The organism is Planococcus plakortidis (assembly GCF_001687605.2).
In the GTDB taxonomy this organism is placed as follows: domain Bacteria; phylum Bacillota; class Bacilli; order Bacillales_A; family Planococcaceae; genus Planococcus; species Planococcus plakortidis.
In genome coordinates this window covers 2,774,673-2,787,373 of the sequence record NZ_CP016539.2, presented here as the reverse complement: position 1 = coordinate 2,787,373, position 12,701 = coordinate 2,774,673, and the positions used below count along the sequence as shown (strand labels likewise).

Here is a 12,701-nt window from a genome sequence, read left to right as displayed (position 1 = left end):
AAAGTGAAATACATCAAAAAGTGAAACCGGATCTTTGGCATTCGGTTTCTCTCTTTTCAGTTAAAAGGAGGCGTTTCGTTTGCTTGCAAGCATAAACCGTAAGTTGGGGCTGCTGATTTTCATTGTAGCGGCCGTCTATTTGTATTTAAGTTTTCAATTGCCCAATTACGAATATGCCCCGATCGATGCGGATGTCATTCCGAAGGGCTTGGGCATCTTGTTATTGGTGCTGTCGGTCTTCCTGTTCTTTTCCCGTGTAGTGGAAACGGATGCAGAGAAGGCAAAACGCAATATCCCGAAAAAAGAACTAGGGGTCATTGCCGCTGTATTTGCCATGATTTTTCTTTATATTCTATTGTTTGAGACGATCGGCTTTATCATCACGACCTCGTTGTTCATTTTTTTCTGTTCGTGGTTTTTAGGTTATCGAGCATGGAAGACGAACATAATGGTCTCGCTTCTGTTCCCGATTGTTATGTACGCTATTTTCGTTTACGCGCTGGGAATCGTGTTGCCGCGCGGCATCTTGCCATTTTAAGGAGGGAGCTTCCATATGGATGCATTTCAAGGTCTATTGACCGGTTTTCAAGTTGCCTTAAGTCTAGAGGGGATCATGTTCGTGCTAATCGGTGTCGTTGTCGGCACCTTGATCGGGATGATGCCAGGGCTTGGCCCGATCAGTGCCATCGCGATTATGATCCCGATTACATATGGGATGGACCCGGCACCGGCACTCGTCATGATGGCGGGCGTTTATTACGGGGCCGTATTCGGCGGATCGACTTCTTCGATCCTGTTGAATGCCCCGGGAATCTCGGGAACCGTCGCTACCGCTTTTGACGGCTACCCGATGGCCCAGCAAGGAAAGGCCGGTAAAGCACTCGCCATAGCGGCGATTTCTTCATTCATCGGCGGTACCGTCTCGGTCGTGCTGTTGATGATGCTTGCGCCGGCGCTCTCCAGCGTCGCGATTTCCTTCGGGCCGCCAGCGTATTTCGCTTTGATGTTCATGGGGCTTACCGCCATTTCCAGTTTGTCTGAAGGCTCAACGGTCAAAGCGATGATCGCAGCCGTCGCAGGCTTCATGGTCGTCACGATCGGCATCGACCCGCAGACAGGGACGCAGCGTTTTACATTCGGTAACGTCAACCTGCTGGATGGGTTCGACTTTTTGATTATCGCGCTCGGCCTCTTTGCGGTCGCTGAAGTTTGCATGTTGATCTTGAACCGCAAAAACCGCAGCTTGAGCGACGACCAGAAACTGGGCAGCTTGAAGTTGTCCAAGGCAGACCTGAAAGAAATGAGCGGGCCAGTCAGCCGCCAGTCGTTCGTCGGATTCTTGCTCGGCGTCTTGCCGGGTGCCGGGGCCACGATCGCTTCTTTCATCAGCTATATTTTTGAAAAACGAATCGCTAAAAACCCTGAAGAGTTCGGGAAAGGGGCCATCAAAGGGCTCGCAGCACCGGAAAGTTCCAATAACGCCGCGACAAGCGGTGCGTTCGTCCCGCTCTTGAGCTTGGGGATTCCAGGCTCAGGGACGACAGCTGTCATGCTGGGCGCGTTCCTTGTGCTCGGCGTTCAGCCTGGGCCGCTCTTGATGACGGACCGCCCGGAAATTTTCTGGGGCATCATCGCTTCGATGTACCTCGGAAACGTCTTCCTGTTGATCTTGAACTTGCCATTGATTCCATACTTGGCGAAAATCTTGAGCATTCCGCGTCCTTTGCTTATTTCACTCGTCATCATGTTCAGTTTGATCGGGGTCTATTCGATCAGCTTCAACGTCTTTGACCTATACATGCTGCTGGTATTCGGCGCATTAGGGTTTGCGATGCGGATCTTTTCATTCCCCGCACCGCCGTTTATCCTGGCATTCATCCTTGGAGGCATGATGGAGCAGGCCTTCCGCCAATCCATGACCATCTCCAATGGCAGCTTGAGCATTTTTGTCGATAGCCCACTTCCGCTATCCCTGCTCCTGGTTGCATTGATTTCACTATTGGTCCCGGCATTCCTCAAATGGAGAAGCAATAGGTTGGCATACAAACAACGTTAAGGGGTGGGAAAGTGAGAAACTCTAAGCTAGTGCCGCGTGTTCTTGCTTTTCTGCTGGCCGCCGGTTTTACTCTTTTATGGATGTTCGGCTTATTGGACGTTTATACGGATGACCAGAAACTGACGCTGCTATTGCTTGGCATCGCCATCGGTTTATGGACGGTAAGCGCCATGCCGCTCGCCGCTTCAAGTCTTCTGGTGCTTGGCCTGCTGCTGCTTTTCCGTTTGACGGAAGAGCCGGAGCAGGCTTTTGCCGGTTTTCTGTCGGATGCGCTTTACTTCATCCTGGCGCTGACTTTGATTTCCAAGGTGTTGGTAAAAGCGAAAGCCGACCAAGTATTTGTCGGTGTGTTGTTGAAAATGAGCAAAGGCAAAGTCCAGCGGCTATTGGTCGGCTTGCCGCTATTGATCGTCTTTTTGCCCATCCTGCTACCATCTGCTGTCGCCAGGTTCCGGATTCTTGAGCCGATCATCGAGCAAGTGAACAATCGTTTCGCGCTCGGCAAGAGAAGCCTGTTCCGCCAGTTCAGCTTTTATGTCATCGGCATGATGAACCAGAACTCGACGATGATCGTCTTCACGGGCGGAGGATTCCCGATTCTCGCGGCTCAATTGCTCAGTGATTTCGGGGGCATCCAAATCTCCTGGCTCGGCTGGTTTGTGCGCATCGCGCCTGCGCTTTGGCTGTCATTGCTAGTGGTCAGCTTCGGCGTCTGGTTCTTTTTTAAGCGCGGCAGCGGTGCCGGGCTTCAGATGGAGCAGATGGAATTTACTCCTGCTGCCCGATTGCCGGAACGTTTCTGGTGGGTGATCATCCCATTTTTCGCCATGATCATCAGCTGGATCGTCATCGATCAGGAACAAATCCCGCTCATCGTGGCACCGTTCCTGTTGCTCGCCTATTATGCCTTGCCGATGAATGGGCTCGTGGATGACCGGCTCGTCCGGGATTATGACTGGGAAACCTTCCTGTTGCTCGGGGCTTCGTTTTCACTTGGCTATTTAATAGAAGAAAACGGAACGGCCGGCGTCCTCGCGAGCCAATTGATTCAATTGCTGCCGGCTGGAATGGGCCAGGGGGTAAATATCATCTTTATCGCTTGCCTCATTTTCCTATTGCGCTTCTTATTTGTCGTGCCTTCTACGTCGATGATCGTCATTTTTCCGATCATCGTCAGCTTTGCAGAAATGCTGGGCTTGCCGATTTTGCCGATGGCGTTCTTGTTGATCATGATCATCGGCGGTGTCACCATCTTGCCGATCCATTCACCGACCACTTTTCTGGCATTTCAAAAAGGGGCATTTTCACAGCGTGAACAATTGCTTATCGGAAGTTTTTCGAGTATTGTCATCACGTCAATCGCCATTATTTTTGCGGTTTTCATCTGGTGAGGGAATCCGTTCACAATCACCAAAGCCAGTCTTCATTAGAAGGCTGGTTTTTTGTCCGTAAAGAGGCCGTATGTTTAGCCGGAAAAATAGGGGGTAGGGTAATGCTGAAAGCGATTTAACTAAGAGGAGGCAGAAAAAATGTTCGATTATACCGTGACGACCAGCAAATCTGTAGAGGAAGCAGTAGCATCACTCGAGGAAAACTTGAAACAAGAGCAATTCGGCGTCTTGTGGAACTTCGATTTGACGGCCAAACTTCAGGAAAAGGGGCAGGATTTCGATACGCCGTACAAGATCCTTGAAGTATGCAACCCGAAAGAAGCGAATACGGTGCTCTCCGAAAACTTGATGGTCGGCTATTTCCTGCCATGCAAAATTGTCGTATATAAAGAAGACGAAGAAACGAAGATCGGCATGCCGAAGCCGACCTCACTGATCGGTATGGCTGAAAACGACGGCAAATTGACTGCCGTTGCCGAAGACATTGAAAAGCGCTTGATCGATTGCATCGACCGGACCGCGTAATTTAAGTGCCGAAAAATGATTAATATGGAGGGATCTTTACATGACAGTCAAATTTACATCCGCTGAAGAAATTGCAGAAAAAGTGATGAACAACGAACCCGTTGCCATTCTCGATGTCCGCAGCAAAGAAGATGTGGAGAACTGGCACGTGGAAGGCAGCAATGTCGAGTTGCACAATATCCCATTCAATAAAATAGAAGAAAGCAGTGAAGAAATCGGCAAGTTGCCGAAGGAAAAACCGCTGTACACCATGTGTGCAAAAGGCAATACTTCAAAGAAAGCGGCCGAGTATCTGCAAGATCGAGGCTTTGACAACGTCATTTCGATCGAAGGCGGAATGGCTTCCTGGAGCGAGCAATTGGAACCCGTGAAAATCGGCGACTTGAAGACTGGGGGCGCGATTTATCAATTTGTCCGTGTCGGCAAGGGCTGTTTGTCTTACCTGATCGAATCAGATGGTGAAGCTGCGGTGATTGACGCCGCACGGATGATTGAGCCCTACGAAACCTTCGCCAAGGAACATTCAGCGAAGATCACCCATGTGCTCGACACACATCTCCATGCCGACCATATTTCAGGCGGCCGAAAGCTGGCGGAACAATTCGGGGCGAAGTACCATCTGCCGCCAGAAGATGCAGATGAAGTGGTATTCGGCTACGAACCGGCCGAGGACGGAACCATCGTTGAAGTCGGAAAAGTCAAGATCAAAGCGTTCTACTCACCCGGGCACACGATCGGCAGCACATCGTTCATCGTCGATGATGAATATTTGCTGACAGGCGATATTTTATTCATCGAATCAATCGGCCGCCCGGACCTTGCCGGAAAAGCCACGGATTGGGCGGAAGACTTGCATGAAACGCTTTATGAGCGCTACGGCGACCTGTCGAAAGAGCTGATCGTTTTGCCTGCGCATTACGCAGACATCAAGGAAATGAACGAAGACGGCAGCGTCCACAAAAAACTCAGCGAGCTGTATAAGCAAAACGAAGGGCTCAATATCGATGATGAACAACGCTTCATCAAGCGCGTAACGGAAAACTTGAAAGAACAGCCGAACGCCTATGAAGACATCCGTAAAACGAATATGGGGAAAATCACCCCATCGGAAGACGAACAAAAAGAAATGGAAACCGGCCCGAACAACTGTGCAGTCTAAGCAGTGCCGGATATAAAAAGGTCCCCGCTGTATTGGCGGGGGCTTTCCATGTTAAAATACCATCAGGCAAGGTAAAAAAAGCTTTTGAGTTTTTCGTTTGACTTTATACCCTTAGGGGTATATTATTGAACATAACAACTTCAATATATTGAACAGGAGGCTTGTCTGATGGAATACGATAAAAAGATTGAAAACCGCCTCAAGCGGATCGAAGGCCAATTGCGCGGAGTCATCAAAATGGTCGAAGCGGACGGTGAATGCCGTGATGTCGTAACCCAGCTGTCAGCAGTAAGAAGCGCAGTGGACCGGACGATCGGAGTCATTGTCAGTGAAAACCTGCAATCTTGTGTGCGCGACAGTCTGCAAAAAGGCGAAAACACAGAAGACGTCGTAAAAGAAGCGGTCGAGCTTCTCGTAAAAAGCCGCTAAGGCAGTATAAAAGAAAAAAAGAACTTTGCTGTTGACATAGTAGAATAGATGCTTTAATATACCCTATAGGGTATTTGAAAGAGTGCGACGCCACTATAAAACGTTCTTTTTTTTGGAATAAAATATACCCATAGGGGTAATTATTGGAGGAATTTACAGAATGGCAGAACAGAAGAAGACAACAATCGTACTTTTCAGCGGAGACTATGACAAAGCAATGGCCGCTTACATCATCGCAAACGGCGCAGCAGCTTACGATCACGAAGTGACCATTTTCCATACATTCTGGGGATTGAACGCATTGCGCAAAGAAAATCCGCCAGCAATCAAGAAAGGGCGCCTCGAAGCGATGTTCTCGAAAATGATGCCGCGCGGAGCCGACAAGCTCGGGCTATCCAATATGCAATTCGGGGGCATGGGCCCGAAACTGATCAAGCAAGTCATGAAAAAGCATAATGCCATGCCTTTACCGGACCTGATCGAGATGGCCCAGGAACAGGACATTAAATTGGTTGCCTGCACGATGACAATGGACCTTCTTGGATTGCAGAAAGAAGAGCTCCTGGATGAAATCGAATACGCTGGCGTAGCTGCTTATCTTGGCGACGCAGAAGACGGCAACGTCAACTTGTTTATCTAACTCCGAAAAGTGGAAAGGATGAAGTATGGATGGAATGGTTGCTCTGGATTGCAGTCGGGATCATTGCCTATTTCGCGATCTCCCGCTTTACTGCCCCGACTAAAGGAATCAAGACGATGTCCACTGACGAACTGAAACCTGCACTCGGCAAGAAAAACAAACAGTATATCGATGTCCGGACGCCTGCAGAGTTCAAGGCTAACCACATTAAGGGCTTCAAGAACATTCCATTGAATGATTTGCCAAAGCGCGTAAATGAATTGTCGAAGGACAAAGAAACGCTGGTCATCTGCCAAAGCGGCATGCGCAGCAGCAGAGCGAGCCAATTATTGAAGAAAAACGGGTTTACCAATATAGTGAATATCAGAGGCGGAATGAGCAGTTACCGCGGATAATTTGAGGAGGAATTTAACATGAAAAGCATGACTACACAAGAAGTTCAGGAATACATCAAAAACAACCCCGAGGCATCGCTGATCGATGTGCGCGAAACGGAAGAAGTCGCTGCAGGAAAAATTCCTGGAGCTGAGCACATTCCATTAGGCTTGTTGGAATTCCGTTTGCAGGATATCGATAAATCAAAAGAGCATATCATGGTCTGCCGTTCGGGCAACCGCAGTGGACAGGCGACCCGCTTTCTTGAAGACCGCGGCTATAACGTCATCAATATGGACGGCGGGATGTTGGACTGGGAAGGCGACACCGAGTAATCTTCAGCCGCAGGCACTGATTTATAAAAGGAGGAAAATGATTAATGGTTCAAACAGATAAAGTATTGGACGCTAAAGGGCTTGCATGCCCAATGCCGATCGTTAAGACGAAAAAAGCGATGAAAGACCTGGCTTCCGGCGATGTGCTGGAAGTCCAGGCAACCGATAAAGGGTCAACAGCCGATTTGCAGGCATGGGCAAAGAGCTCAGGCCACGAATACATCGGCACGGAAACAGAAGGAGACGTCTTGCTTCATTATTTGCGCAAAGACGGCGCAAATGAAGTAGAAGAGACGATTGAAATCCCTGAAGTATCACTCGCTGATTTTCAAGCACGGGTTGAAAACGGTGATTCGTTGAACATTTTGGATGTTCGCGAGCAAGAAGAATACGATGAAGCGCATATCCCTGGCGTCAAGCATATTCCGCTCGGTGAAGTGGAAAACCGCATGAACGAATTGGATCAAGACCAAGAAATTTACATCATCTGCTATTCAGGCCGCAGAAGCGGAGTTGCTGGCGATATGATGGCGAAAAAAGGCTTTAAAAACTTGTACAATGTGGTACCAGGCATGCGTGATTGGACTGGCAAAACCGAGTAATCGGGCCAGTCCTGGCACCAAGCCGGAATGTTCTATGCAAGCTTGAGAAATATAGGCATTAATTTTTTTTTGAAATAAAAAATACCCCGGGAGGTAATTAATAAATGTCAGTAAAAGCAATGACCGCGGCGCAAGTAGCCCGCAAAGTAATTGATAACGAACCATTGTTCATCCTTGATGTCCGCAACGGCGACGCATTCGCCGATTGGAAAATCGAAGGCGGCAACATCCAGTACTTGAACATCCCATATTTCGATTTATTGGACGGCGTTGAAGAAGTCATCGATCAATTGCCGAAAGACCGCGATATTTTGGTTGTCTGTGCCAAAGAAGGATCTTCCATCATGGTCGCAGATATGCTTGCAGATGAAGGCGTGGAAACGGCTTACCTGTCAGGCGGCATGAAAGCATGGAGCGAGCACTTGGAGCCGGTGAAAGTCGGCGATTTGAACGATGGCGGAGAGCTTTACCAATTCGTCCGCATCGGCAAAGGCTGCTTGTCTTACATGGCGATTTCCGGCGTGGAAGCGGCAGTCATTGACGCGACTCGCATGACGGATGTCTTCTTGAACTTCGCGCAGGAAAAAGGCGCACAAATCAAGCACGTATTCGATTCACATCTTCATGCAGACCATATCTCAGGCGGCCGCAAAATCGCACAAGCGACAGGCGCTACGTATTACTTGCCGCCGGCTGATGCTGAAGAAGTGGTATTCGAATATACACCACTTGAAGGTGGCTTCGAAGCAGTAGTTGGCAGCTCGAAAGTCGAAGCGCTCTATTCGCCAGGACACACCATCGGTTCGACTTCATTTATCGTAGACAATCAATACTTGATGACAGGCGATATCCTGTTCATCGATTCCATCGGACGCCCGGACCTTGCAGGACTAGCGGAAGACTGGGTCGGTGATTTGCGCGAATCCCTATACAGCCGCTACCAGGCGCTTGCAAACGAATTGTCTGTTCTGCCGGCTCACTTCATGATCATGGATGAGTTGAACGAAGACGGTAGCGTCGCCAAAAAATTGGGCGACTTGTTCAACGAAAACCACGGCTTGAATATCGAAGATGAGCAGGAATTCCGCGATATGGTAACGAAAAACTTGCCACCGCAGCCGAATGCTTACGAAGATATCCGCAAAACCAATATGGGCAAGATCACGCCGGAAGAAGAAATGCAGCGTGAGATGGAAATCGGCCCGAACCGCTGTGCTGTACGTTAATTTCTATTAAAAATGACCAATCTAAAAAACTAACATTCTAAAGGAGCGATTTTGATGAACGCAGATAAAGTACTAGACGCAAAAGGCTTGGCTTGCCCAATGCCGATCGTAAAAACAAGAAAAGAAATGAAAGACATGGATTCCGGGCAAGTCTTGGAAATCCAAGCTACAGATAAAGGCGCTTCAGCAGATTTGACTGCTTGGGCAAAATCAGGCGGCCACGAGCTCTTGGAACAGCAAGTCGATGGCGACGTGCTGAAGTTCTGGATCAAAAAGGGCTGAAGAGTGAAGGGCATCGAATGATGTCCTTTTCTTTTTACCGTTTTTTAGCTGAAATTGTTGACACAATGCAAAAATGACCGGAACGGCGGGAGCAGATGCGGATGTATCCCTCCTGCAGAATAGGTTTTTGCGATGGGCGATCATGCTTCATTGCATAAGCATGCCATACAAATGTTGCTTATTCGATAGGAGGGGGACTTTGTGTTGAAAAAATGGATTCCGGCTCTTGAGTGGCTGGGCAGTTATAAAAAATCGGATTTGAGCGGGGACTTGAATGCCGGTTTGATCGTCGCCATCATGCTCATTCCACAGGGGATGGCTTATGCGATGCTGGCCGGATTGCCGCCGGTGATCGGGCTTTACGCCTCCACCATTCCGCTCATCATCTACGCATTATTCGGGACCTCCAGGCAGCTCGCTGTCGGCCCGGTGGCGATGGTCTCGTTGCTTGTGCTATCCGGTGTATCGCTATTGGCGGAACCGGGCACGGACGAGTACATCTCCCTTGTGCTATTGCTGATGCTGATGATCGGGGTGATCCAGCTGCTATTGGGCGTCTTCAAGCTGGGATTCATCGTCAACTTCCTGTCCCATGCAGTCATCAGCGGATTTACATCGGCAGCAGCCATCATTATCGGCCTCAGCCAATTGAAACATTTGATCGGTGTCAGCCTGGAAGCTGATAAAAACGTCTTTCTGATTGTCGGTGAGACGATTCGGCGCGCCGGGGAAATCAACCCCGCGACATTGGCTATCGGCTTGGGCAGTATCATTTTGCTGATCCTCATGAAAAAATACGTCAAGAAAATACCAGGCCCGCTGGTGGTCGTTGTGTTGAGCATCTTGGCTGTCTATCTCTTCAATCTGAACGGGCTAGGGGTGAAAATCGTCGGTGAAGTGCCTGCCGGCTTGCCGTCCTTGTCTTTGCTGGCGTTTCAGATGGATGCCTTGATCGCGCTCCTGCCGATTGCCCTGACGATTTCATTTATCGGGTATATGGAATCGATTGCGATGGCTAAGGCGATTGCGGCAAAAGAAAAATACAAGATCGACCCTGACCGTGAATTGGTCGGGCTTGGCTTGGCCAACGTCGGGGGATCCTTTTTCGCCGGCTATCCCGTAACGGGAGGGTTTTCGCGGTCTGCCGTAAACTATCAGGCCGGGGCGCGCACACCGCTCGCTTCGATCATTACCGCCTTGCTGATCATCCTGACCTTGCTGTTCTTCACTGGCTTGTTCTATTACTTGCCGAATGCGGTGCTGGCTGCGATCATCATGGTCGCCGTGTATAGCCTGATCGATGCAAAAGAGCTGAAATACTTGTTCAAAGTGAATAAAGTTGACGGCTTGACATGGTTATTGACGTTTTTAGCGACATTGCTCATCGGCATCGAGCAGGGCATCATTGCCGGGGCGATCTTCTCCTTGCTCGTCTTCATCCGCCGCAGCGCTTATCCACATGTAGCTGAACTCGGCTATTTGCCGAAAGAAAATGTGTACCGCAATACAAGCCGCTATCCAGATGCCGAAACGGATCCGGAAATTCTCATCTTCCGTGTGGATGCCTCACTTTATTTCGCCAATATGACATTCCTGGAAGAGCAGCTTTGCAAGAGGCTTGCAGAAAAGCCCGAGACAAAATGGGTCGTCTTCGACTTCTCCAGCGTCAATTCCATCGATGCGGTCGCAATCCATGCGCTCGAAGACCTGATGGAGCAATGCCAATCCGGCAAAGTGAAAATGGTTTTTGCGGGTATCAAGAATACGGTATTGGACGTACTGAAACGGGCAGATTGGGAACGCAAATACGGCGACCGCATCCATTACATGAGCATTGAAGATGCTTTGTCTTCAATCAAGGAGGAGGGGCAGCGGTGAAAAGCATGGAGCTGAAACGGCAGAACGAAGAGTTCATCCAAAAAATCAAAGCCCAGGATCCGTCCTACTTCGACGAATTGAAAAAAGGGCAAACGCCTGAATACTTCTTGCTGTCATGCAGTGATTCGCGCGTCAGCCCCTCCGTCATCATGCAGATGCCGCTTGGGCATATGTTCGTCCACCGGAATATCGCCAACCAAGTCGTTGAAGAAGATGAAAGCTTCTCTGCCAGTTTGTACTATGCAATCCGCCATTTGAACGTCAAGAAGCTCGTCGTCAAAGGCCATACAGGCTGTGGAGGCGTAAAAGCCGCCTGGGAAGGCAATGAAGAACCTGAACTGCAGAAATGGCTGGCTTATATCAGGAGAGGATTACCTGAGAAAACAGGCGACGGGGGCCTACGCTGGACGAGCTGTCAAAGCTGAATGTGCTGAGCCAAGTGGAGCGATTGCAGCAGCACCCGGTCTATCGGCAATACGGGAAAGGCGTGGAAATTTCAGGGTGCATTTTTCACGTGGAAACTGGTGAGCTGGAGCAGATCTATCCCTTATAACTTTTGAAATATAAGAAATCAGCAGATCTTCTTTGAGAGAAGATAGCTGATTTCTTATATTTTAAGTACTTATTCATATTTCAAGTTGATTCCGAAATGATTGTAGGAATGTAAAGTTTCCATCTTTTGAGCAAAATCACTTCACAAATTTACCCCAGGGGGTATAATGGTAAGTGACATTAAATAGAGGTAAGAAAAAGCAGCTGCTTTTTCAGAAAGGTGAGTTTCCATGAGTATTGATTTTATGATCGTTATTTTCTTGATCGGCTTTGTCGGTTCCTTCATTTCAGGAATGGTTGGCATTGGCGGATCCATCATCAAGTATCCGATGTTGTTGTACATTCCAGTCATGTTGGGGTACACGGCATTTTCAGCACATGAAGTGTCCGGCATCAGTGCCATCCAAGTATTTTTCGCAACGATCGCCGGCGTATGGGCATACCGGGGCAGCGGATATTTGAATAAATCCCTCATTGCCTATATGGGCGGTGCCATTCTAATCGGGAGCTTTATCGGCGGTTACGGTTCGACACTCCTATCTGAGTCTGCCATCAATATCGTCTATGCCATCCTGGCGACCATCGCAGTCGTCATGATGTTTATCCCCAAAAAAGGTTTGGATGACATCCCCGCGGACCAAGTATCTTTCAATAAATGGATTGCCGCGGGCCTTGCGTTCATCGTCGGGATTGCCGCTGGGATTGTCGGTGCAGCAGGCGCGTTCATCTTAGTGCCGATCATGCTGGTTGTCTTGCGGATACCAACGCGCATGACCATCGCGACTTCACTGGCGATTACATTCATCTCATCCATCGGTTCAACGGTCGGTAAAATCGTTACCGACCAGATCCTGTACGGGCCGGCTGCAGTCATGATCGTAGCCAGTATCTTGGCAGCCCCACTTGGTGCAAAAGTGGGCCAAAAAGCGAACACTAAAGTATTGCAATGGATTCTGTCGCTATTGATTTTGGGAACAGCCATCAAAATCTGGCTCGATATACTATAAGAACGAAAAGCTTCCGGCAGCTGCCGGAAGCTTTTTTTCACTTTGAAAGTAAGTATAAGCGGTTTTTTCAGTCTGCGAAGGAAGTGATTCCCCCACTAGCCGGCAACTGAATACAGAAGCAGATCTCCCTGGACAAGCTCCAACCAATGAAATCTTCAAGCCGCCCAGCGCCCAGGGTGATCTGAAGCAATAAGATAAAAGTTTTATTCAAGCATCAGGTCGAACCCCTTGCTCCCACATCTGC

General features: G+C 49.0%; 15 protein-coding genes. All 15 read left to right on the top strand.

Translation table 11 applies throughout. From position 1 onward, the window contains the following. Nucleotides 1–79: 79 nt before the first annotated feature. The 15 genes from BBI15_RS13950 to BBI15_RS13880 all read left to right on the top strand — a co-directional run bounded on the left by BBI15_RS13950 (nt 80) and on the right by BBI15_RS13880 (nt 12,457). The gene (locus BBI15_RS13950) at nt 80–538 is read left to right on the top strand and encodes a tripartite tricarboxylate transporter TctB family protein (protein ID WP_068870440.1); all 459 of its coding nucleotides are present in this window, start codon (nt 80–82) and stop codon (nt 536–538) included. A gap of 15 nt (nt 539–553) precedes the next feature. Beyond that, on the top strand, nt 554–2,056 hold the full coding sequence (locus tag BBI15_RS13945) for a tripartite tricarboxylate transporter permease (RefSeq protein ID WP_068870438.1): 1,503 nt from the start codon (nt 554–556) through the stop codon (nt 2,054–2,056). 11 nt (nt 2,057–2,067) lie between these two features. Further along, nucleotides 2,068–3,447: an SLC13 family permease gene (locus BBI15_RS13940; protein WP_068870436.1), complete on the top strand. Its 1,380-nt coding sequence runs from the start codon at nt 2,068–2,070 to the stop codon at nt 3,445–3,447. Between the two features lie 138 nt (nt 3,448–3,585). Further along, nucleotides 3,586–3,972: a DUF302 domain-containing protein gene (locus BBI15_RS13935; protein WP_068870433.1), complete on the top strand. Its 387-nt coding sequence runs from the start codon at nt 3,586–3,588 to the stop codon at nt 3,970–3,972. 40 nt (nt 3,973–4,012) lie between these two features. Continuing rightward, nucleotides 4,013–5,131 (top strand): MBL fold metallo-hydrolase, encoded by a 1,119-nt coding sequence (locus tag BBI15_RS13930; protein WP_068870431.1) that lies wholly within the window; start codon nt 4,013–4,015, stop codon nt 5,129–5,131. Nucleotides 5,132–5,299: 168 nt separating this feature from the next. Then, nucleotides 5,300–5,560 carry a metal-sensitive transcriptional regulator gene (locus tag BBI15_RS13925; RefSeq protein WP_068870429.1) on the top strand — a complete coding sequence of 87 codons (261 nt, stop codon included), beginning with the start codon at nt 5,300–5,302 and terminating at the stop codon, nt 5,558–5,560. A 160-nt stretch (nt 5,561–5,720) separates the two neighbouring features. Next, nucleotides 5,721–6,200 (top strand): DsrE/DsrF/DrsH-like family protein, encoded by a 480-nt coding sequence (locus tag BBI15_RS13920; RefSeq protein WP_068870428.1) that lies wholly within the window; start codon nt 5,721–5,723, stop codon nt 6,198–6,200. Between the two features lie 29 nt (nt 6,201–6,229). Continuing rightward, nucleotides 6,230–6,595: a rhodanese-like domain-containing protein gene (locus tag BBI15_RS13915; protein WP_068870426.1), complete on the top strand. Its 366-nt coding sequence runs from the start codon at nt 6,230–6,232 to the stop codon at nt 6,593–6,595. Nucleotides 6,596–6,613: 18 nt separating this feature from the next. Beyond that, nucleotides 6,614–6,910 carry a rhodanese-like domain-containing protein gene (locus tag BBI15_RS13910; protein WP_068870424.1) on the top strand — a complete coding sequence of 99 codons (297 nt, stop codon included), beginning with the start codon at nt 6,614–6,616 and terminating at the stop codon, nt 6,908–6,910. A 44-nt stretch (nt 6,911–6,954) separates the two neighbouring features. Beyond that, a complete protein-coding gene (locus tag BBI15_RS13905; protein WP_068870422.1) occupies nt 6,955–7,512 on the top strand; it encodes a sulfurtransferase TusA family protein in 558 nt (185 codons plus the stop codon). A gap of 104 nt (nt 7,513–7,616) precedes the next feature. Further along, complete coding sequence (locus BBI15_RS13900; RefSeq protein WP_068870420.1) at nt 7,617–8,738, top strand: MBL fold metallo-hydrolase; 1,122 nt, start codon at nt 7,617–7,619, stop codon at nt 8,736–8,738. Nucleotides 8,739–8,792: 54 nt separating this feature from the next. Beyond that, nucleotides 8,793–9,020 carry a sulfurtransferase TusA family protein gene (locus tag BBI15_RS13895; RefSeq protein ID WP_068870419.1) on the top strand — a complete coding sequence of 76 codons (228 nt, stop codon included), beginning with the start codon at nt 8,793–8,795 and terminating at the stop codon, nt 9,018–9,020. 201 nt (nt 9,021–9,221) lie between these two features. Further along, complete coding sequence (locus BBI15_RS13890; protein WP_068870417.1) at nt 9,222–10,898, top strand: SulP family inorganic anion transporter; 1,677 nt, start codon at nt 9,222–9,224, stop codon at nt 10,896–10,898. 5 nt (nt 10,899–10,903) lie between these two features. After that, nucleotides 10,904–11,323: a carbonic anhydrase gene (locus BBI15_RS13885; RefSeq protein ID WP_237150949.1), complete on the top strand. Its 420-nt coding sequence runs from the start codon at nt 10,904–10,906 to the stop codon at nt 11,321–11,323. A gap of 357 nt (nt 11,324–11,680) precedes the next feature. Beyond that, on the top strand, nt 11,681–12,457 hold the full coding sequence (locus BBI15_RS13880; RefSeq protein WP_068870415.1) for a sulfite exporter TauE/SafE family protein: 777 nt from the start codon (nt 11,681–11,683) through the stop codon (nt 12,455–12,457). Nucleotides 12,458–12,701: the final 244 nt, after the last annotated feature.

Excerpts from the sequence above, each read along its gene's own strand:
- BBI15_RS13945 (WP_068870438.1), top strand. The coding sequence starts at position 554 with ATGGATGCATTTCAAGGTCTATTGACCGGTTTTCAAGTTGCCTTAAGT.
- BBI15_RS13935 (WP_068870433.1), top strand. The coding sequence starts at position 3,586 with ATGTTCGATTATACCGTGACGACCAGCAAATCTGTAGAGGAAGCAGTA.
- BBI15_RS13930 (WP_068870431.1), top strand. The coding sequence starts at position 4,013 with ATGACAGTCAAATTTACATCCGCTGAAGAAATTGCAGAAAAAGTGATG.
- BBI15_RS13925 (WP_068870429.1), top strand. The coding sequence starts at position 5,300 with ATGGAATACGATAAAAAGATTGAAAACCGCCTCAAGCGGATCGAAGGC.
- BBI15_RS13920 (WP_068870428.1), top strand. The coding sequence starts at position 5,721 with ATGGCAGAACAGAAGAAGACAACAATCGTACTTTTCAGCGGAGACTAT.
- BBI15_RS13915 (WP_068870426.1), top strand. The coding sequence starts at position 6,230 with ATGGAATGGTTGCTCTGGATTGCAGTCGGGATCATTGCCTATTTCGCG.
- BBI15_RS13910 (WP_068870424.1), top strand. The coding sequence starts at position 6,614 with ATGAAAAGCATGACTACACAAGAAGTTCAGGAATACATCAAAAACAAC.
- BBI15_RS13905 (WP_068870422.1), top strand. The coding sequence starts at position 6,955 with ATGGTTCAAACAGATAAAGTATTGGACGCTAAAGGGCTTGCATGCCCA.
- BBI15_RS13900 (WP_068870420.1), top strand. The coding sequence starts at position 7,617 with ATGTCAGTAAAAGCAATGACCGCGGCGCAAGTAGCCCGCAAAGTAATT.
- BBI15_RS13895 (WP_068870419.1), top strand. The coding sequence starts at position 8,793 with ATGAACGCAGATAAAGTACTAGACGCAAAAGGCTTGGCTTGCCCAATG.
- BBI15_RS13885 (WP_237150949.1), top strand. The coding sequence starts at position 10,904 with ATGGAGCTGAAACGGCAGAACGAAGAGTTCATCCAAAAAATCAAAGCC.
- BBI15_RS13880 (WP_068870415.1), top strand. The coding sequence starts at position 11,681 with ATGAGTATTGATTTTATGATCGTTATTTTCTTGATCGGCTTTGTCGGT.